The 18,416-nt window shown below is 66.2% G+C and carries 13 protein-coding genes and 1 pseudogene; 11 read left to right on the forward strand and 3 right to left on the reverse strand.

Annotated features, from left to right (window positions below; translation table 11 throughout):
• Nucleotides 1-9: 9 nt before the first annotated feature.
• From QCE63_RS27500 to QCE63_RS27545, 10 genes and pseudogenes are all read left to right on the forward strand, one after another.
• A complete protein-coding gene (locus QCE63_RS27500; protein WP_309837586.1) occupies nucleotides 10-1,584 on the forward strand; it encodes a S53 family peptidase in 1,575 nt (524 codons plus the stop codon).
• 93 nt (nucleotides 1,585-1,677) lie between these two features.
• Complete coding sequence (locus QCE63_RS27505; protein WP_309837588.1) at nucleotides 1,678-3,384, forward strand: S10 family serine carboxypeptidase-like protein; 1,707 nt, start codon at nucleotides 1,678-1,680, stop codon at nucleotides 3,382-3,384.
• A gap of 370 nt (nucleotides 3,385-3,754) precedes the next feature.
• Nucleotides 3,755-5,272, forward strand: a complete 1,518-nt coding sequence (locus QCE63_RS27510) for an efflux transporter outer membrane subunit (RefSeq protein WP_309837589.1) — start codon at nucleotides 3,755-3,757, stop codon at nucleotides 5,270-5,272.
• A gap of 101 nt (nucleotides 5,273-5,373) precedes the next feature.
• Nucleotides 5,374-6,546 carry an efflux RND transporter periplasmic adaptor subunit gene (locus QCE63_RS27515; RefSeq protein WP_309837591.1) on the forward strand — a complete coding sequence of 391 codons (1,173 nt, stop codon included), beginning with the start codon at nucleotides 5,374-5,376 and terminating at the stop codon, nucleotides 6,544-6,546.
• Between the two features lie 45 nt (nucleotides 6,547-6,591).
• A complete protein-coding gene (locus QCE63_RS27520; protein WP_309837593.1) occupies nucleotides 6,592-9,897 on the forward strand; it encodes an efflux RND transporter permease subunit in 3,306 nt (1,101 codons plus the stop codon).
• Nucleotides 9,898-9,915: 18 nt separating this feature from the next.
• A complete protein-coding gene (locus QCE63_RS27525) occupies nucleotides 9,916-10,593 on the forward strand; it encodes a TetR family transcriptional regulator (protein WP_309837594.1) in 678 nt (225 codons plus the stop codon).
• Nucleotides 10,594-10,620: 27 nt separating this feature from the next.
• Nucleotides 10,621-12,756 (forward strand): annotated as a pseudogene (gene katE, locus QCE63_RS27530) (catalase HPII); the annotation flags it as partial.
• Nucleotides 12,757-12,951: 195 nt separating this feature from the next.
• Nucleotides 12,952-13,485 carry a hypothetical protein gene (locus QCE63_RS27535; protein ID WP_309837595.1) on the forward strand — a complete coding sequence of 178 codons (534 nt, stop codon included), beginning with the start codon at nucleotides 12,952-12,954 and terminating at the stop codon, nucleotides 13,483-13,485.
• A 246-nt stretch (nucleotides 13,486-13,731) separates the two neighbouring features.
• Nucleotides 13,732-13,998, forward strand: a complete 267-nt coding sequence (locus QCE63_RS27540; protein ID WP_309837596.1) for an RNA-binding protein — start codon at nucleotides 13,732-13,734, stop codon at nucleotides 13,996-13,998.
• 216 nt (nucleotides 13,999-14,214) lie between these two features.
• Nucleotides 14,215-15,420: a L,D-transpeptidase gene (locus QCE63_RS27545; RefSeq protein ID WP_309837597.1), complete on the forward strand. Its 1,206-nt coding sequence runs from the start codon at nucleotides 14,215-14,217 to the stop codon at nucleotides 15,418-15,420.
• Nucleotides 15,421-15,443: 23 nt separating this feature from the next.
• On the opposite strand, the gene QCE63_RS27550 is transcribed toward QCE63_RS27545, so the two are convergent.
• Nucleotides 15,444-16,328 carry a DMT family transporter gene (locus QCE63_RS27550; RefSeq protein ID WP_309837599.1) on the reverse strand — a complete coding sequence of 295 codons (885 nt, stop codon included), beginning with the start codon at nucleotides 16,326-16,328 and terminating at the stop codon, nucleotides 15,444-15,446.
• Nucleotides 16,329-16,441: 113 nt separating this feature from the next.
• Nucleotides 16,442-16,627, reverse strand: a complete 186-nt coding sequence (locus tag QCE63_RS27555; protein ID WP_309837601.1) for a hypothetical protein — start codon at nucleotides 16,625-16,627, stop codon at nucleotides 16,442-16,444.
• A 176-nt stretch (nucleotides 16,628-16,803) separates the two neighbouring features.
• Between QCE63_RS27555 and QCE63_RS27560 the strand changes: the two genes are divergently transcribed.
• Entirely contained in the window at nucleotides 16,804-17,583 is a 780-nt protein-coding gene (locus QCE63_RS27560; protein ID WP_309837602.1) for a DeoR/GlpR family DNA-binding transcription regulator, read from the forward strand.
• 43 nt (nucleotides 17,584-17,626) lie between these two features.
• Here QCE63_RS27560 and QCE63_RS27565 read toward each other — a convergent pair whose 3' ends face one another.
• Nucleotides 17,627-18,397 carry an alpha/beta hydrolase gene (locus QCE63_RS27565; RefSeq protein WP_309837604.1) on the reverse strand — a complete coding sequence of 257 codons (771 nt, stop codon included), beginning with the start codon at nucleotides 18,395-18,397 and terminating at the stop codon, nucleotides 17,627-17,629.
• Between the last annotated feature and the right edge of the window lie 19 nt (nucleotides 18,398-18,416).

An 18,416-nucleotide genomic window follows, 5' to 3' on the forward strand; every position in this document is an offset into this window, starting at 1 on the left:
TTCGACATCATGGCGAAGCAACCGGTCGGCGGCAGCGACAAGATTCATCCCGAAGGCGCGAAGTGTATTGGCGCGTGCGATCCTGGCGAGCAGATCGAAGTGATCGTGATGCTGCGGCGCAAGGACGAAGCGGGCTTTGAGGCGATGATGGCGCGCATCGATGCGGGCGAGGCGCCCGCTCAACCCGTCTCGCGCGCCGAGTTCGACAAACGCTTTACCGCTTCCGACGCAGACGTCGACAAGGTCAAGGCCTTCGCGAAGCAATACGGCCTGACCGTCGTGCGGGCGGAAACCGAGACGCGCAGCGTCGTGCTGAAAGGCACCATCGAACAATTCCAGAAAGCTTTCGATGTGAAGCTCGAACGCTTTCAACATCACAACATCGGCGAGTATCGCGGCCGCGCAGGTCCGGTAAACGTGCCCGAAGACATGCATGACGCCGTCACGGCCGTGCTCGGCCTCGACAGCAAGCCGCAGGCGCGTCCGCACTTTCGTTTCCGTCCGCCTTTCCAGCCCGCGCGCGGCCCGGCGCCCGCGTCCTTCACGCCCGTCGATCTCGCGCGCCTCTATGACTTTCCCGAAGGCGACGGCGCGGGGCAGTGCATCGCGATTATCGAACTGGGCGGCGGCTACCGCGACAGCGACCTCAGCGCGTATTTCAAGAAACTCGGCGTGAAGGCGCCGAAGGTGATTTCGGTCGGCGTCGACAATGCGAAGAACGCGCCCACCGGCAACCCGAACGGTCCCGACGGCGAAGTGACGCTCGACATCGAGATTGCCGGAGCCGTCGCGCCGGGTGCGCGCATTGCCGTGTACTTCGCGCCGAACAGCGACGCCGGTTTCGTCGATGCCGTCAATCGCGCGCTGCACGATTCCACGAACCAGCCCTCGGTGATCTCGATCAGTTGGGGCGGGCCTGAGGCCAACTGGTCGTCGCAGTCGATCAGCGCCTTCAACGCGGTGCTGCAAAGCGCGGCCGCGCTCGGCGTCACCGTGTGCGCGGCATCCGGCGACAGCGGTTCGTCCGACGGCGCCAGCGACGGCGCCGACCATGTCGACTTCCCGGCATCGAGCCCGTATGTGCTCGGCTGCGGCGGCACGAGTCTGACGGCCTCGGCGAGCGGCATCGGCAGCGAGGTGGTCTGGAACGACGGCGATCAGGGCGGCTCGGGCGGCGGCGGCGTGTCCAGTGTCTTCGCGCTGCCGGTCTGGCAGAAAGGGCTCTCGGTCACGCGCAACGGCAGGCATGCGGCGCTCGCGAAGCGCGGCGTGCCGGATGTGGCGGGCGACGCCTCGCCGCAGACTGGCTATGAAGTGCTGATCGACGGCGAGCAAACGGTAGTCGGCGGCACCAGCGCTGTCGCGCCGTTGTGGGCTGCGTTGATCGCGCGCCTCAACGCGCTCAATGGGTCGCCGGCCGGCTTCGTCAATCCGAAGCTGTACAAGGCGCAGACCGCGTGCCGCGACATCACCGAAGGCAACAACGGCACTTTCTCGGCCTCGGCCGGCTGGGATGCCTGCACCGGCCTGGGCAGCCCGGACGGCGGCAAGATCGCAGCGGCGCTCAAGTCCGCCAAGGGCTGAGCGTGCTGGAATTGAGTTGAGTTGAGTTGAAGCATCGAGCAGGCAGCACCGACAGTGAACAACAACCACGACGACGATTCTGGAGCGACGACGATGAACTCCGATCCACTGGCAGCGAAGCACCCCTCCGCCGAAGCCGCCCCTGCATCGCAGGCGGCCCCGGCGGCGAAGAAAGCGGCGAAGAAGACCTCGGCCGCCAAGCAGGACCAACCGTATTTCGATCCGGTCGCCTACGGCAACGGTCCCGACGACGCCGTCGAGGCCGGCGAGGCGGACGAGAACGCGGCCATCACGCATCACAGCGTGAGCATCGGCGGCGCGAAGATCGCCTATACGGCGACGGTCGGCCATCTCGTGACGGTCGATCCGAGCAGCTCGAAGCCGAACGCGAAGATGTTCTACGTCGCGTTCACGAAGGACGGCGCGAAGGAGGAAGCCCGGCCGCTGATGTTCTTCTATAACGGCGGGCCGGGATCGTCGTCGGTGTTCGTGCTGCTGGGCTCGTTCGCGCCGCGCCGCATCAAGACCGCCATGCCGAGCTTCACGCCGCCCGCGCCTTATCAGATGGAAGACAATCCGGACAGCCTGCTCGACCGCAGCGACCTGATCTTCATCAACCCGGTGGGAACCGGCTACTCGGCCGCCATCGCGCCGAACAAGAATCGCGACTTCTGGGGCGTGGATCAGGATGCCGGATCGATCGCGCAGTTCATCAAGCGCTATCTGACGAAGAACAACCGCTGGAATTCGCCCAAGTTCCTGTTCGGCGAATCCTATGGCACGGCGCGCAGCTGCGTGCTCGCGTACAAGCTGCATGAGGATGGCATCGACCTGAACGGCGTCACGCTGCAATCGTCCATTCTGGATTACGCACAGGCGGGCAATCCCGTCGGCGCCTTGCCGACCGCGGCGGCCGATGCGTGGTACCACAAGAAGCTCGGCGTGCACCCGACGCCCACCAACCTCGTCACGTTCGCCGAAGAGGTCGCGGAGTTCGCGCGCACGGACTATCTGAATGCACTGCGCAAGTTTCCGCAGACCGACGACGAGCTGGTGGAAAAGCTGTCCGAGTACACGGGCATCGAGAAGGCCACGCTGCTGGCCTGGAGTCTCGACATCGCCGCTTACGACAGCCGCGGCAATTCGCTTTTCCTGACCACCTTGCTCAAGGCGAAGGGCGAGGCGCTCGGCTCGTACGACGGGCGCGTGACGGCCATCTCGACGGGCATCGCGGGCAAGATCGACCCGAACTCGGGCGGCAACGATCCGACCATGACGGCGGTCAGCGGCGTGTACACGACGATGTGGAACAGCTATCTGAACGAGCAGCTGAAGTTCACCTCGACGTCGTCTTTCACCGACCTCAACGATCAGGCGTTCCTCAACTGGGACTTCAAGCATACGGACCCGACCGGCGCGCAGAAGGGCCTCGATGCGAAGGGCAACGTGATCCTCTACACGGCGGGCGATCTTGCTGCCGTCATGGCGCTGAACGTGGACCTGAAGGTGCTGTCGGCGAACGGCATGTACGACTTCGTGACGCCGTTCTATCAGACGGTCATCGATCTCCAGCAGATGCCGCTGATCGACAAGACCGTGCGGCAGAACCTGGCGGCGACCTTCTATCCGTCGGGGCACATGGTGTATCTCGACGGCGGTTCGCGCACGCAGTTGAAGGCGGACGTGGCGAAGATGATCGACGAGACCACGGGCAATCATGCGGCGATGACGCGCGTCATCGCGCTGCAGAAGGTCACCGCGGACAAACTCGGCGCGCTGTCGCCGGCTGCGGGCGGCTGAGGCGCAACGTCTCGCTTGAGTCTCGCGTTGCCGCTGCGTCGCCGGATACCGGCTGACGCAGCGGCGTCTGCTGCAACCCTTTCTCTTCGGCATCCTGCCTTCATTCGATACGGCGCAACGCGCGCCGGTCGACATCCTCCTCCTGCCTGCGCAACGGTCTTCATGCCGGGAGACCTTGCGACTCCAACGCGCCAAAGAATCGGTCAGAGCGAATCTGCGATTCGCATCTGGCTCGTCGAAATCGGCGCGTGACGTCGCTAAGATTTCCTTGTCCATGGCGACGAACCACGCGCAGCGCCTCGAAGGCGCCGGACGCGGACATTCGATTCAAGTCGCACTGCACGGCCAATTCAATAAAAAGAGAATGTGCGTGAAAACAGCTTTCCGGCTCTTCGCACCCGTGGCCGCTGAACGACGCCGTGTGAACTGGCGTCGTGCAGTGGCGCTTGCCGTGCTGATGCCCCTCGCGGCGTGCATGCTCGGTCCGGACTACCAGCGGCCCGCGATGGAGGTGCCACAGAGCTTCAAGGAAGGCGCCGACTGGCAGCGCGCCGACGCGAATCCGCAAGCCGCCATCGACAGCACCTGGTGGCGCATGTATGGCGACGAGCGCCTGAATCAACTCATCGAACAGGCCTTGCAGGCGAATCAGTCGATTGCGGTGGCCGAAGCGGCGTATCGCGTCGCGGTCGCGACGGTGGCGGCCAACCGCGCCGGCCTGCTTCCGACCATCACGGCGGGTCTCACCGGGACGCATTCCGGCGGCGCCGTGCAGGCGGCGGGCGCGGCGCTTGACTCAGGCGCGCCGTCCGCCGTTGTGCCAGGCAACAACGTGGTCGCGCTCGGCTCGGTGATCTGGGAGCTGGACCTGTGGGGCGCGGTACGGCGGCAGATCGAGGAGGCCAACGCGAACGCGCAGGCTTCCGATGCGCAACGGGCCGGAACGCGCCTCTCCATCGCCGCGAGTCTTGCCACCGCGTATTTCGAACTGCGGCAGGCGGACTACGATCTGCAGGCGCTGAACGCGCAACGGGACATCGACGCGCGCCTCCTCGCGATGACCCAAACCGCGCTGAACGAAGGCTACGCATCCAGCGACGATGTCCTGTCCGCCCAGCAAACCTTCGAAACGATCACCGGCCTGCTGCAAGCCACCGCCACGACGCGCGAGCAGGACGAACACGCGATCGCCGTGCTGGTCGGCGTCCCGCCCGCGTCGTTCAGCATCGCGGCCGATCCGGACTATCACTTCGCCGCGCCGGCCGTGCCGCGCACGCTGCCGGCGCAATTGCTCGAACGGCGCTATGACGTGGTCAGCGCCGAACGCTCGGCGGCGGCGGCCAATGCGGGCATCGGCGTGGCGGTGGCCGCGTTCTTTCCGACGCTCTCGCTGTCCGCCGACGGCGGCTTCGCGCACGACTCGCTCGCCCGTCTGTTCACCGTGCCGTACCGCTTCTGGACGCTGGGCCCCGATCTCGCGCAAACCCTCTTCGACGGCGGTGCGCGCACGGCCGCCGAGCACGAGGCCCGCGCCCGCTACGACGAGAGCGTCGCGACGTATCGCAATACCGTGCTGGCGGCGTTCCAGAGCGTCGAAGACAGCCTGTCCTCAATCAATCATTTGCAGACGCAGGAACACGCGGTCGCGAAGGCGCTGGACGACAGCCTGCGACTGTTCGCGAGCAAGCAGGCGCAATTCGAGGCCGGCGCGGTCAGTCAGCAGGACGTGCTCACGCAGCGCCTGACCTTGATCCAGGCACGGCAGAGCCTGTGCGACACCGAGGCGCTGCTGACGCAAAGCCATGTGCTGCTCGTGAAGAATCTTGGCGGTGGCTGGCAGCAGGATCATGCCGGCGTCGCTGCGCACGCTTCCGCTGCATCCGGCTGACCCGGCGGTCCCGCGTGGGCTCACACGACCGGGCGGCGAGCGGCGGGCGTGACGGGAGGAAGACGCCGCTCGCATTCATCACCCGCAAGAGCGGAGCTCATATGAAGTCACGCTTTCGACGCGCGACCTTGTCGTGCCTGTGTCCGATCGTGCTAGCCGCCTGCTCGAAGAGTCCGGCGCCGCCCGCGCCGCCGCGCGTCGCGACCGTGACGGTGCAGGCGCGCTCGGCGCCGCTCGAACGAAGCTTGGTCGGGCGCCTGTCGCCGTATTACAGCGCCAACGTCACCGCGCGCGTGTCCGGCTTGCTGCTCAAACGCGATTACACCGAGGGCGCGCCGGTGAGGGCCGGGCAACTGCTGTTCGAAATCGATCCTGCGTTCTACCGCACGCAGCTCGACACGGCGCTCGCGGTGCTGGCGCAGGACCGGGCGGTGTCCCTCAACAACCGGATCACGGCGCAGCGCGATCGCCGGCTGCTGCCGGTCGGCTCGGTGTCGCAGCAGACGGTCGACAACGCCGACGCCGCCGAGCGCAGCGCCGCGGCCAAGGTGCAGGCCGACGAAGCGGCGGTGCAGAGCGCGCGCGTGGCGCTCGGCTACACGCGCGTGACCGCGCCGGTCAGCGGCATTGCGGGGGAGCAGCAGGTCACGGCGGGTGCCGTGGTCGGCAACGGCACGTCCGACAGCGGCGGCAACGGCACATTGCTGACGACCATCCAGACGATCGATCCGATGTACGTGAACTTCACCATCAGTTCGGCCGATCTCGCCACGCTGGAACAGCCTTCGAGCCCGTCAGCGAGCCAGCCGGCGATCGAACTCACGCGGCCCGCCGAGACCACCGTGCGCATCGCGCTGCCCAACGGCGCGCCATACGGCAGCGCCGGCACGCTCGACTTTTCCGGCGTCACGGTGAATGCCGCCACCGGGGCGGTCAATCTGCGGGCGCGGGTCGCGAACCCGGACCGGCGTCTCCTGCCGGGCATGTACGTGACGCTGACCGTCGACCTGGGGTGGCAGAACGGCGTGTTCCTGATTCCGCAACAGGCCTTGCTGCGCGATACCGCCGGCGCCTACGTGCTGACCGTGGGCGCGAACGACGTGGTGGCGCGCCGCGACGTCGAGGCCGCCGAAAGCCGCGGCAGTGACTGGATCGTCACGCGGGGACTCGGCGACGGCGACCGGGTCCTCGTGACCGGGCTTCAGGCGGCGCACGAGGGGCGAAGGTCGCGCCCGTCGCGTGGCAAGCTCCCGCACCGGCTGCGGCCGGCGTGACGCCTGCGCCGGCTGCGCCCGGCGTGACCAGGTAGGGGGCCGCTCATGCCGAGTTTCTTCATCGACCGTCCGGTGTTCGCGTGGGTCGTCGCGGTGCTGATGTCGCTGTTCGGGATCGTCGCGGTGCGCAGCATGGGCATTGCCTCTTATCCCGACATCGCGCCGCCGCAGGTGACGGTCACCGCGCAATATCCCGGCGCGAGCGCCGAGACCATGGAATCGACTGTCACGCAGGTGATCGAGCAGCAGCTCAACGGCATCGACAACCTGCTGTACTTCAGTTCGACATCGGGATCGAACGGCCAGACGCAGATCACCCTCAGCTTCGCGACGGGCACCAACCCGGACATCGCCGAGGTGCAGGTGCAGAACCGGGTCGCGCTGGCCCAGCCGCTGCTGCCGTCGCAGGTCACGCAACAAGGTGTCGTGATCTCGAAGTCGAGCCCGGACATCCTGATGTTCATCGCCTTGCAGTCGAACAATCCGGCCATCCAGTCCGGGGAGCTCTCCGACATCATCGCCTCGCGGATCCAGCCGGCCATCGGCCGGATCACGGGCGTCGCCAACACGACGCTGCTCGGCGCCGAATATGCGATGCGCATCTGGCTCGACCCCGACAAGCTGCAAAGCTACGGACTCTCTACCTCGCAGGTCTTCAGTGCGGTGGCCGGGCAGAACGCGCAGTTCCCGGCCGGCTCGCTGGGCGCGGATCCGGCCATCGAGGGACAAACGTTCACGGCGGCGGTCTCGGGAGACACGCTGTTCTCGTCGATGAAGCAGTTCAGCGACATCATCGTCCTGTCGAACAGCAGCGGCACGACGGTCAGACTGAGCGACGTCGCGCGGATCGCGTTCGGGCCGCAGACCGGCGGGCTGACGGTGTCGTATCGGGGGAAGCCGGCCGGCGGCATGGGGGTCTTCCTGCTGCCGGGCGCCAACGCGCTGGACGTGGAGCGCGCCGTGAAAGCCGCGATGGCTACGCTCGCGCGCGACCTGCCCGCCGGCGTCACATGGTCTGTGCCGTACGACACCACGCCGTTCATCACGGCATCGATCGAGGACGTGGTCCGCACGCTGGCCGAAGCCATCGCGCTGGTGTTCCTCGTCATGCTGGTGTTCCTGCAAAACCTGCGCGCGACGATCATTCCGGTGCTGGTGATTCCGGTCGCGCTGCTCGGCACCTTCATCGGCCTGGCGGCCCTCGGCTTCACACTCAACCAGCTGACCCTGTTCGGCATGGTGCTCGCGATCGGCATCGTGGTGGATGACGCGATCGTCGTGATCGAGAATGTCGAGCGCATCATGAGCGAGGAGGGCGCGCGGCCGCGAGCGGCGACGCGCAAGGCCATGAAACAGATCACGGGCGCGATCGTCGCCATTACCGTTGTGTTGACGGCGGTGTTCGTGCCTTCCGCGCTGCAACCGGGCGCAACGGGCATCATCTACGCCCAGTTCGCGCTGACCATCGCGATCTCGATGGGCTGCTCCGCGTTCCTGGCCATGTCCTTCACGCCGTCGCTGTGCGCGGTGATCCTCAAGCCGCATCACCGGACGGAGAAGAACGCGTTCTACCGCGGCTTCGACAGGCTCTTCGCCTGGACCGCGTCGCGCTACGTGGCCCAGGCGGGCCGCATGATTCGCCGGGCGCCGCGCTGGATGGCGGCGTTCGCGTTGATCACGGCGCTGGCGGGCTTCCTGTATGCGCGGCTGCCTACGAGCTTCGTTCCGGACGAGGACCAGGGCTTCGTGCTCGCCCTCGTCAACCTGCCGCCTGGCGCGACCTTGCAACGCACCGCGCACGTGATGGACGAAGTGCGCGACACGCTCGGCCGCAGTGACGTGAGCCATGACATCGCGGGGATTTTTCAGCCGGAGGGCTTCAGTTTTGTCGGCATGAGCGAGAACGTCGGCATGGCCTTCATCCAGCTCACGGACTGGGACAAGCGTGCGGCGACCGCCATGGCGCTGATCCCGCGGATGAACCAGATCCTCTCCAGCATCGCCGACGCGCAGATCTTCGTCGTCAATCTCCCGACCATCCACGGCCTGAGCCAGTTCGGCGGCGTCGACATGTATCTGCAGGCGCGCGCGGGCCAGTCGCGCGCCGAGTTGGGACAGGCGGAATACGCTCTGCTCGCCGATGCCGCGAAAAGCCCCGTGCTGGCGGGCATCCGACCGAACTCGCTGCCTTACCAGCAGCAGCTGGACATTGCGGTGGACCGGACGCAGGCGCAGGCGATGGGGCTCTCGCTCACGGATATCTATCAGACGCTCGAGATGCAGCTGGCGCCGTCCTACGTCAACCAGTTCATCTATGGCGGCCGCGTGAAGCGGGTCTATCTCCAGGCGGATGCGCCGTACCGGATGGGGCTCGATGCCTTTCAACATCTGTTCACGCCGGCTACTTTTGCGGTCAACAGCGCGGTCAACAGCGCGAGCAACGCCACGTCCGTCACGCGCGGTTTCGTCACGCCAGTTGATCCGTCGCCCGCCAATACGTCGATCGCGCCGTACAACATGGTGCCGCTCGCGAGCGTCGTCGCCGCCAAATGGGCCTACGGTCCGACGGCGTTGGCGCGCTACAACGGCTATTCGGCCATCGAGATCGTCGGCAATTCGGCGCCCGGCTATTCGACCGGGCAGGCGATGAGCACGCTCGATCGCATCGTCGATCATGACCTGCCGCACGGCTTCGCGGCGAACTGGACCGGGCAGTCGTATCAGGAACTGCTTTCGGGCTCATCGGCGACGCTGTTGATGGCGCTCTCCATCCTGGTCGTGTTCCTGTGCCTGGCGGCGCTCTACGAAAGCTGGTCGATCCCCGTCTCGGTGCTGCTCGTGGTGCCGCTCGGCATGCTGGGCATGCTGGTGTTCTGCCGGGTCTTTGGCGTGCCGAACGACATCTATTTCAAGATCGGGCTCGTCACGGTGATCGGGCTCGGCGCCAAGAACGCGATCTTGATAGTCGAGTTCGCGGTGGACGGCCAGAAGGACGGCCTGACGCTCCGCGACGCGGTGCTGCAGGCCGCGCGCCTGCGTCTGCGGCCGATTCTCATGACCTCGCTCGCGTTCATTCTCGGCGTCCTCCCGCTGGTGCTTTCGTCGGGTGCGGGGGCGGTGTCGCGGCATGAGATCGGCACGGGGGTGATCGGCGGCATGCTGTTCGCGACGGTGTTCGGTCTGCTGCTGATTCCGGTCTTCTATGTGAGCGTGCGGCGCTTCCTGGGCGACAGGCTCGATGAAGTCTCGCCGCGCATGACGCGCCACGCTCGCGATGAAGACGACGACGGCGACGGCGGCCCACTTGGGCCTTCTGGCGGTGAGGCGTCGGCGGAGGGCAAGCCGGCCTGACGGGGGGCGCGTCGGGCGGTGCGAAGGCGGATGAAACGAACACGACACGAAGCGCTTGCCACACGGGGGCAGATTCTCGACGCGGCCGAATGCGTATTTGCCGAGCAGGGCGTATCGGGCGCCACGCTGGACGCCGTCGCGCTGCGGGCCGGCTTTACGCGCGGCGCGGTCTACGGCCATTTCCGCAACAAGTGGGCGCTGCTGGCCGAGGTAATGCAGCGCGTGACGCTGCCGATGGACGCGTTCAGCAAGGCCGTCGCCGATGCTGCGGACCCGGACCCGCTCGGCGAGATCCGGAAGCGGCTATTGCACTTCCTGGGTACGGCCGTCGTGGAGCCGCGCAACCGCCGCCTGTGCGAGGTGCTGTACACGAAATGCGAGCACACGGAAGTCACGGCGTGCATCGTCGACGCGCAGCGCGAGGCGGCGATCGACGGCCGGGAGCAGTTCGGACGCCGTCTTTCGCATGCGGTCGCGCGGGGACAGTTGCCGCCCGGGCTGGACGTGGAGCGCGCGGCCAGCGTGGTCCATGCCTTCATCGGTGGCGTCTTGCGGGACTGGCTGCTGCAGCAGGACGCGATCGTCCTGCCGCGCGATGCCGAATATTTGACTGATGTTTGCATCGGTATGGTGAGGATCATGCCGCTGTTGCGCGCAGAGCGTGCCTCCGGACAGGAACGTTGCTTGCGCGGGTGAGAGGCAAACAGACGAACCTCACATCCGGAGTCCCCACACATGGCCACAAAGAAGCAACCGGCGAGCGGCGTCGCTCGCGTGCCTTCGCACAGCAACAGCAACGCGAAGGTGGAAGCGCTCGAAACCTTTCGCACCGATGCCACCAATCAGGCCCTGACCACGAATCACGGCGTCAAGATTGCCGACAACCAGAATTCCCTGCGCGCCGGTGAGCGCGGTCCGTCGCTGCTCGAAGATTTCATCATGCGTGAAAAGATCACGCACTTCGACCACGAACGTATTCCCGAGCGCATCGTGCATGCGCGCGGCTCGGCGGCGCACGGCGTGTTCAAGGTGTACGAATCGCAGGCGGCGCTGAGCAAGGCGGCGTTCCTGCAGGATCCGTCGAAGGAAACGCCCGTCTATGTGCGCTTCTCGACCGTGCAGGGTTCGCGCGGGTCGGCCGACACCGTGCGCGACGTGCGCGGCTTCGCGGTCAAGTTCTACACCGAGGAAGGCAATTTCGATCTGGTCGGCAACAACATGCCGGTGTTTTTCATTCAGGACGCGATCAAGTTCCCCGACTTCGTGCATGCCGTGAAGCCCGAGCCGCACAACGAGATGCCGCAGGGTGGTTCCGCGCACGACACGTTCTGGGACTTCGTCTCGCTCGTGCCGGAATCGGCGCACATGGTGCTGTGGGCGATGTCCGACCGCGCCATCCCGAAGAGCCTGCGGACCATGGAAGGCTTTGGCATTCATACGTTCCGGCTGGTGGACGCGCAGGGCAAGGGACGCTTCGTCAAGTTCCACTGGCGGCCGACGATCGGCTCGGCGTCGCTGCTGTGGGACGAAGCGCAGAAGCTCGCGGGCAAGGACCCGGACTATCATCGCCGCGACCTGTGGGAAGCGATCGACAACGGCGATTATCCGGAATGGGAACTGGGCGTGCAGATCGTCGAGGAAGAGGACGAGCACAAGTTTCCGTTCGACCTGCTCGATCCGACCAAGATCATCCCCGAAGACCTCGTGCCGTTGCAGATGATCGGCAAGCTCACGCTCAATCGCAATCCCGATAACTTCTTCGCGGAGACCGAACAGGTGGCGTTTTGTCCCGGACATATCGTGCCGGGCATCGACTTCACCAACGATCCATTGTTGCAGGGCCGGCTGTTCTCCTATACCGATACGCAGATCAGCCGCCTCGGCGGTCCGAACTTTCACGAGATTCCGATCAACCGGCCGCTCGCGCCGCTGCACAACGGTCAGCGCGACGCGATGCATCGCATGACGATCGACAAGGGCCAGGCGTCGTATGAGCCGAATTCCATCGACGGCGGCTGGCCGAAGGAAACGCCGCCGGCTGCCGCGGGCGGCGGTTTCGAGACCTACACGGAGCGCGTGGAAGGCTCGAAGATCCGCGTGCGCAGCCCGTCCTTCAAGGACCACTATTCACAAGCGACGCTGTTCTGGAACAGCATGACGGATCCGGAGAAGGATCACATCGTGGGCGCTTACTCGTTCGAGCTGAGCAAGGTGGAACGCAAGCCCATTCGCGAGCGGCAGCTCGGCATCCTCGCCAATATCGACGCGACGCTTGCCTCGCGCGTCGCCGGGAATCTCGGTCTGCCCGTGCCGAAGCAAAGTGCGAGCGCCGAGGAACTGGGCACGCCGTCGGTGAACGAGTCGAAGGCGCTGTCGATCGTTGCCAAGACGCCGCCTTCGGTCAAGACGCGCAAGGTCGCCATTCTCGCCGCACCGGGTGCGGACGCGGCGACCATCCAGGCGATCAAGGACGCACTCAAGGCAGAGGGCGCGCACGGCAAGGTCATCTCGCCGACGCTCGCACCGCCTGCGCAGGGCATCGAACCGGACGCGACCATTCTCGGCATGCCGTCGATCATGTTCGACGGTGTGATCGTCGCCGGTGGCAAGGCGAGCGCGAAGGCGCTGTCCGAATCCGGCGACGCGCGTCATTTCGTGCTCGAGTCCTTCAAGCATCTGAAGGCGATCGGCGCTATTGCGGACGGCGAAGACCTGCTGGCGGCCTCGCATCTCCCGTCCGGCGATGACGGCATCGCCGTGGGCAGCGACGTCAAGGACGTGATGCAGCGCTTCATCGAGGCCATGGGCCAGCACCGCGTCTGGTCGCGCGCTCAGAAGGCGGAGTCGGTGCCTGCCTGACGGCATGACGGGATCCGCAATGAGCAAAGGCGCTCTGTCGAGCGCCTTTGCTTGCGCGTTTCGCCCGATCCGTTTCGTGGCCCGCAAACGATGCTTCGCGTGCGGTGCGCCATTGATGTGTTTTAATTGACCCTCCGATCTGCTCAATAACAAAAGCGGCGCCGTCCGGCCGCACGATGGATTGCACCGAGAGGCATGAATCGAAGGGATAAGAAAATCATCGAGAGGCGGAAGCGGCGCGCCGGGCGTGCCCGTTTCTCCATGCGCACGGCGCTGGCCTGTACCTGCGCGATGTTTGCGTTCGCGCCGGGCATGTCGCGGGCGCAACGCGCGGAATGGCTGGATGCGCGCGTGACCCAGGCCACCATCGTCGACACGATCTGCGTGCCGGGCTACGTGGACCGCGTGCTGCCGTCGTTCGAAAGCCAGATGCGGCAAAAGGAACGTCTGCTCAAGCAGCGCAGCATCGATGCTTCGTTTGCATCGGAATATGCGCTCGACCACCGGATGCCGGTCTTGCTGGGCGGTTCGCCCAATTCACCCGCGAATCTCGATCTGCGTCGCTGGGAAGGGCGCGCGGGGCAGCGTCGCAAGGAACGGCTTGCCGTCTATCTGAAGCGTTGCGTCTGCACCGGCGACATCACGCTGAAAGACGCGCAATCCGCGATGGCGGGGGACTGGCCCAATCGCTATCCGAATCTGTCCAGCATGTCGTGCAACGGCGAGTGATGCATCGGCCGCGGTCATTGCTGTTCGGCATCCATCCGATTGGGAAGATCAATCGAAAAAGACGGAATGTCGCGGCTCGATACCGGTCTACGGGAATAGACTGAGCAAACTTGTCACTTGCCGTGGAGCCATCATGATCGTCGTCACTGTGTCCCTGTTCATTGTCGGCACGCTTGCTGCGCGTCATCTGCAACAGCGTCGCGCGAAGCCTGTACCGGTCCGCGTGCGTGCAAGAAGGTGACGAAGATGAACCTGCTCGTCTGGAATCTTCCTCTGCGCTGCGCCGCGCGCGATGTGCGGCGTTTCCTGGAACACGAACTCGGCGATTACGCGAGCGACATTCAGGTCCATGGCGCGGGCACCGTCGATGCCTACGCCACAGTCCGCCTCGACACCGATGTGCCTTACATCGGCGAGGCCATTGCCCAGAAGCTGTGCCACCTGCGTCTGCTCGACGCCCCGCTGCGCGCCCGCGCATCCGCTTCCGGCGACGCCTCCATCCGGCTGCATTGAGCGCTCGTCTTCGCGGCGTGCGTGACCGGCCGGAATGAACCTTGCTGCGCCTCGGCTGACGAACGTTGGAAGTGCGGCCAAGCCGGTGCCTCGACGACACCGGCTTTTTCGTCGCATCGTGCGCGTGTCCGCGAGGCGGATGCGTGCTTCCATCGACCGAAGTGGCGCGTCCACGGATCGCTCGCGCAAATTTGCCAGAGGGGAACATTCATCTCGATGCACCAGGCAGGGAAGAGCAAGACGAACAAGACGCCAATCGGCGCACGATTTCTGACGGGCGCCCTGGCAGGCGCGCTGATGTTGAATGCGGCCCCGGCCGTGGCGCAGGGAACACTCACGCAAGAACACGCGGCGGCGCCCGCCACACCGGCCCCGCCCATGCTGTCCGAAGCGAGCGCGCCGAGCGGCGCCAGCGCCCCGGCGCGTGCGCTTCCCGCGATGCCTGTGCCCGTTCCCGCGCCGGCTCCCGCAGCGGTCTCCAGTGCTCCAGGGATCGGCGCGGCCTCTGCGGCTTCCGAAGCAGCGGCCGCAAGTGGTGCAAGCGCAGCCTCGGCGGCGAGCGCCGCCAGCGCGGCTTCCGAAGCGCAAGTGCCTGAAGTGCCGCTACCGCCCGAGCCGCCCGAACCGAACCTCGCACAGCGCACCGGCATGCAACCGGCAGGCGCGCTCGCCATGCGTCAGGCCTACGCGAAGGAAGTGAGCCGCCGGCTGACCATACCGGCCGTGGACCAGCAGGCCTATGGCCGCCTGCTGCAACATCGGCTGGCCGAAGAGGGTCACGGCGATCTCGCCAATGAGTACGTCGTACTGGTCGACCGGAGCGCGAACGTGCAGGCGCTGTTCGTCTACTTCCGCGCGCGGCCGGACGATGCGTGGTCGATGATCGGCGCATCGCCGGTATCGACCGGACGCCCCGGCACCTATGATCACTTCCTGACGCCGCTCGGGGTGTTCCAGCACGTGCCCGGCAACATGGACTTCCGCGCCGAAGGCACCTTGAACGAGTACCAGATCCGCGGCTACGGCGCACGCGACATGCGCATCTACGATTTCGGCTGGGCGGAGGGCGAACGCGGCTGGGGCAAGGGCGGCAAGTCGCCGATGCGCTTCCAGATGCACGCCACCGATCCCGAGAAACTCGAACCGCTGCTCGGCATGCGGCATTCGAAGGGCTGTGTGCGCATTCCTTCCACGCTCAACACCTTCTTCGATCATCACGGCGTGCTCGATGCGCAATACGAGGCGCGCGCCGCCGAAGGGCAATCGATGTGGATCCTCAAGGCCTCGCGCAAGGCGACGCCGTGGGCGGGTCATTACCTGGTCGTCATCGATACCGGGCGGAAGTCGCGGCCGGCGTGGTCGCCGGGTCCGGGAAAGGCCGTGCGCGAACACATTCCCGCCGGCGCGGACACGGTCGACTGAGCGCGCATTGCACATCGCGCAGGCTATTTCGAGCGCGCCAGCAGCACGCCGGCCAGCGCCACGCCGAAGCCCGCGAGTTGCAGCGCGCCCAGCGTTTCGCCAAACAGCAAGTAGCTTTCGAGCGCGGCCAGCGGCGGCGCGAGAAACAGCAGAGCGGTTGCACGCGATGCATCGCCGCGCCGGACCATCCAGACGAGCAGCGTGGTCGCGACGCCCGACAGCATTACGATGCCCCACAACAGCGACACCCAGGTAACCGGCGATGCAACGAAGCGATGCTCGCCGAGCGCGAGCACCAGCACGAGCGCGACCACGGCCGCGCCGGCGTTTTGCAGCGCGCTGGCGCTGCGAATATCGGATTGCGCGAGCGAGCTTTTCTGGTACAGCGTTCCTGCCGTGATCGCGAACACGGCGAGCACTGCCGTCGTCACGACGAACCATTCGGGCGCATGAGCGGCCCCATGCTGCGCGACCGGTGCGCCGCTCGCCGCGATCTTCGGCGCCAGCACGAGCGCGACGCCGAGCAGGCCCAGCAGCAAGCCGCCCCACGCGCGCGGGGAGAGCCGTTCGCCAAACAGGCGCGCGGCGACGGCAGCGGTCAGCAGCGGTTGCAACGCGCCGAGCAGGGCCATGATGCCCACGCCCAGCCCTTGCGCGATCGCCCAGTAACCCGAGCCGAGATAGACGCCTTGCAGCAGCGCGCCCGCGAACAGATGCCGGCCGATATCGCGGCCCTTGGGCCAGGGCGCCCGCGCGAACACGGCGAGCACGATGAAGAGCAACGTCGTGCCGGCGAAGCGCACGAGCAGATATATGTTCGGGTCGACATAAGGCGTGATGGCGCGCGCCACGATGAAGCCCGTCGACCAGAGGAACACGAAGACCGGTGCGGCGAGTAGCGAGAACATGAGGAGGGACGACGAGACGGAATCCCGCAGTATCGTCGTTTCGGCGCGCGCGTGTCTTGTCTGGCCGTGCACCGCGCGGAGGGGCGGAGGGGCGGCGCGCGGGTGCGGGCGGCTCAGTCGAGCGAGAAGGTATCGAGCGGCTGGTTGGCGCGCGCCTCGCCGTCGAGACGGCGCGAGAGCTGCGCGTGCAGACGCCTGGCTTCGTCGAGCGTGAGGTCGATCCAGTAGGGATCTCCAGCGGCGTCGTTGAGACGCTCGGGCGGAAACTGAATTTCGATGATCACGCCTTTCTTGTACATCCGCTTGCCCCCATCATTTCTCTGCGAAGCGTGCAAGTCTAGCGGACCCGGCCGCCTGGATTGCCAACGCACCGGAAAGAATCCATTGCGCGATCGGGCCAGCGTGCCGCCTTGCCAAGGATTTGCCACACAAGGCCGCTAGACTCCTCACACTGCCTCATCTCGACCACGAACGAATGCTCCCCGAACAGCGCCATCACTACATCCTCGATGAACTCGACAAGCACGGCGTGCTTGCCGTTGCGGATGTCGTGCGCGCGCTATCCGTCTCGCGCGAAACCGTGCGGCGCGATCTCAACACGCTCGCCGGGCGCGGCCTGCTGACGACGACCCACGGCGGCGCGCTGTCAGCCGAGCGGCGCGAAGCGCATCTCGACATCCGCGAGGCGGTGAATGCGGCGGCGAAGGAGGCTATCGGCGTGCGGGCGGCGGCGTTCGTGCCCGACGGCGCGTCGGTGATCGTCGATTCGGGAAGCACCACGCAGGCCGTGGCGCGGGCGCTGGCGAACCGGCATCGGCTGACCGTGTACACCAACGACTGGCGCATCGCGCTGTTGCTGGCGCGGCGCAACGGCAACCGGGTCACCGTGCTCGGCGGCGAGCTGGCCGATGCCGAGGATGCCGCCTTCGGTCTCGATACCCTCACGCAGCTCACGCAATATCACGCGGATTTTGCTTTTATCGGCGCGGGCGGGATAACGCAGGACGCCCATCTCACCGATTATTCTCGGCTGGCCGCCGAAGTGCGCGCGCGGATGATCGCGTCGGCCGCGTGCGCGATCGTGGTCGCGGACTGTTCGAAGTTCGGACGCGTGGCGCCGGTGCGTATCCGCGGCTTCGAAACGGTGCGCTACCTCGTGTGCGAAGCGGCGCCGGAGCCGGCCATGCTGCGCGTCATTGCGTCAAGAGGGCCGCAAGTGGTGCCGGTCCTGGAGTGCCGTCCGGCGCGCGCATGACCCGGCAGCGGCCCCTGCCGGGCGGATGGGGCCGCTGCTGTCGTCACTGCTTGACGCTCCCCGTCGCGGCCGTTTCGATCAGCTTCGCGACCTCGGCCGGATGCGACATGAAGGCCACGTGGCTCGTCTTCAGTTCGATCGTCCTGGTGCCCGCGCGCTGGGTCATCGAGCGTTCCAGTTCAGGATTGATCATGCGGTCGTCGGTGGCGATGACGCCCCAGCTCGGCTTGGTCCTCCAGGCCGCTTGCTGGATCGGCGTGCCGAAGTTCTTCGCATTGGGCATCACCTGCGAGATGCCCATGAAGCTGGCTTCGGCGACGGGAAGATCGGCCGCGAAGTCCGCGTTGAAGCGGGCCGGATCCAGATACAGGTAGCCGTCGGACGTGACCTTGATGGCATGGCTCGCGGGCGGCGTCTTTTTCGACAGGGAAGCCGGCGATTCGCCCACGTCCGGCTCGAATGCGGCCACGTAGACGAGGCCGGCGACCTTGTCGTGATTGCCGGCTTCGGTCACCACCGCGCCGCCGTAGCTGTGGCCGACCAGGATGGCCGGGCCGTCCTGCAAGTCGAGGACGCGCCGCGTGGCGATGACGTCGTCCTGGAACGAGGTTTCCGGCTCCTGCACGACGGAGACCTTGTAGCCGTCGCGCGCAAGGATTTTGGCCACGGGTTGCCAGCCCGAGCCATCGGCGAAAAAGCCGTGGACGAGGACGATGTTCTTGATCGGCTCCGCGGGCGCCGCATGGGAAGCCATCGCGCCGAGCGACAGCATCACGCCGGCTGCGGCGCGGGAGAGGGATAAGGAAACGCGCATGTTCATGCTCCAGATGAGT

The sequence above is a fragment of the Caballeronia sp. LZ065 genome, from assembly GCF_031450975.1.
GTDB lineage: Bacteria > Pseudomonadota > Gammaproteobacteria > Burkholderiales > Burkholderiaceae > Caballeronia.

Excerpts from the sequence above, each read along its gene's own strand:
- QCE63_RS27500 (WP_309837586.1), top strand. The coding sequence starts at position 10 with ATGGCGAAGCAACCGGTCGGCGGCAGCGACAAGATTCATCCCGAAGGC.
- QCE63_RS27540 (WP_309837596.1), top strand. The coding sequence starts at position 13,732 with ATGAACCTGCTCGTCTGGAATCTTCCTCTGCGCTGCGCCGCGCGCGAT.
- QCE63_RS27565 (WP_309837604.1), bottom strand. The coding sequence starts at position 18,397 with ATGCGCGTTTCCTTATCCCTCTCCCGCGCCGCAGCCGGCGTGATGCTG.
- QCE63_RS27545 (WP_309837597.1), top strand. The coding sequence starts at position 14,215 with ATGCACCAGGCAGGGAAGAGCAAGACGAACAAGACGCCAATCGGCGCA.
- QCE63_RS27560 (WP_309837602.1), top strand. The coding sequence starts at position 16,804 with ATGCTCCCCGAACAGCGCCATCACTACATCCTCGATGAACTCGACAAG.
- QCE63_RS27555 (WP_309837601.1), bottom strand. The coding sequence starts at position 16,627 with ATGTACAAGAAAGGCGTGATCATCGAAATTCAGTTTCCGCCCGAGCGT.
- QCE63_RS27505 (WP_309837588.1), top strand. The coding sequence starts at position 1,678 with ATGAACTCCGATCCACTGGCAGCGAAGCACCCCTCCGCCGAAGCCGCC.
- QCE63_RS27520 (WP_309837593.1), top strand. The coding sequence starts at position 6,592 with ATGCCGAGTTTCTTCATCGACCGTCCGGTGTTCGCGTGGGTCGTCGCG.
- QCE63_RS27535 (WP_309837595.1), top strand. The coding sequence starts at position 12,952 with ATGAATCGAAGGGATAAGAAAATCATCGAGAGGCGGAAGCGGCGCGCC.
- QCE63_RS27515 (WP_309837591.1), top strand. The coding sequence starts at position 5,374 with ATGAAGTCACGCTTTCGACGCGCGACCTTGTCGTGCCTGTGTCCGATC.
- QCE63_RS27550 (WP_309837599.1), bottom strand. The coding sequence starts at position 16,328 with ATGTTCTCGCTACTCGCCGCACCGGTCTTCGTGTTCCTCTGGTCGACG.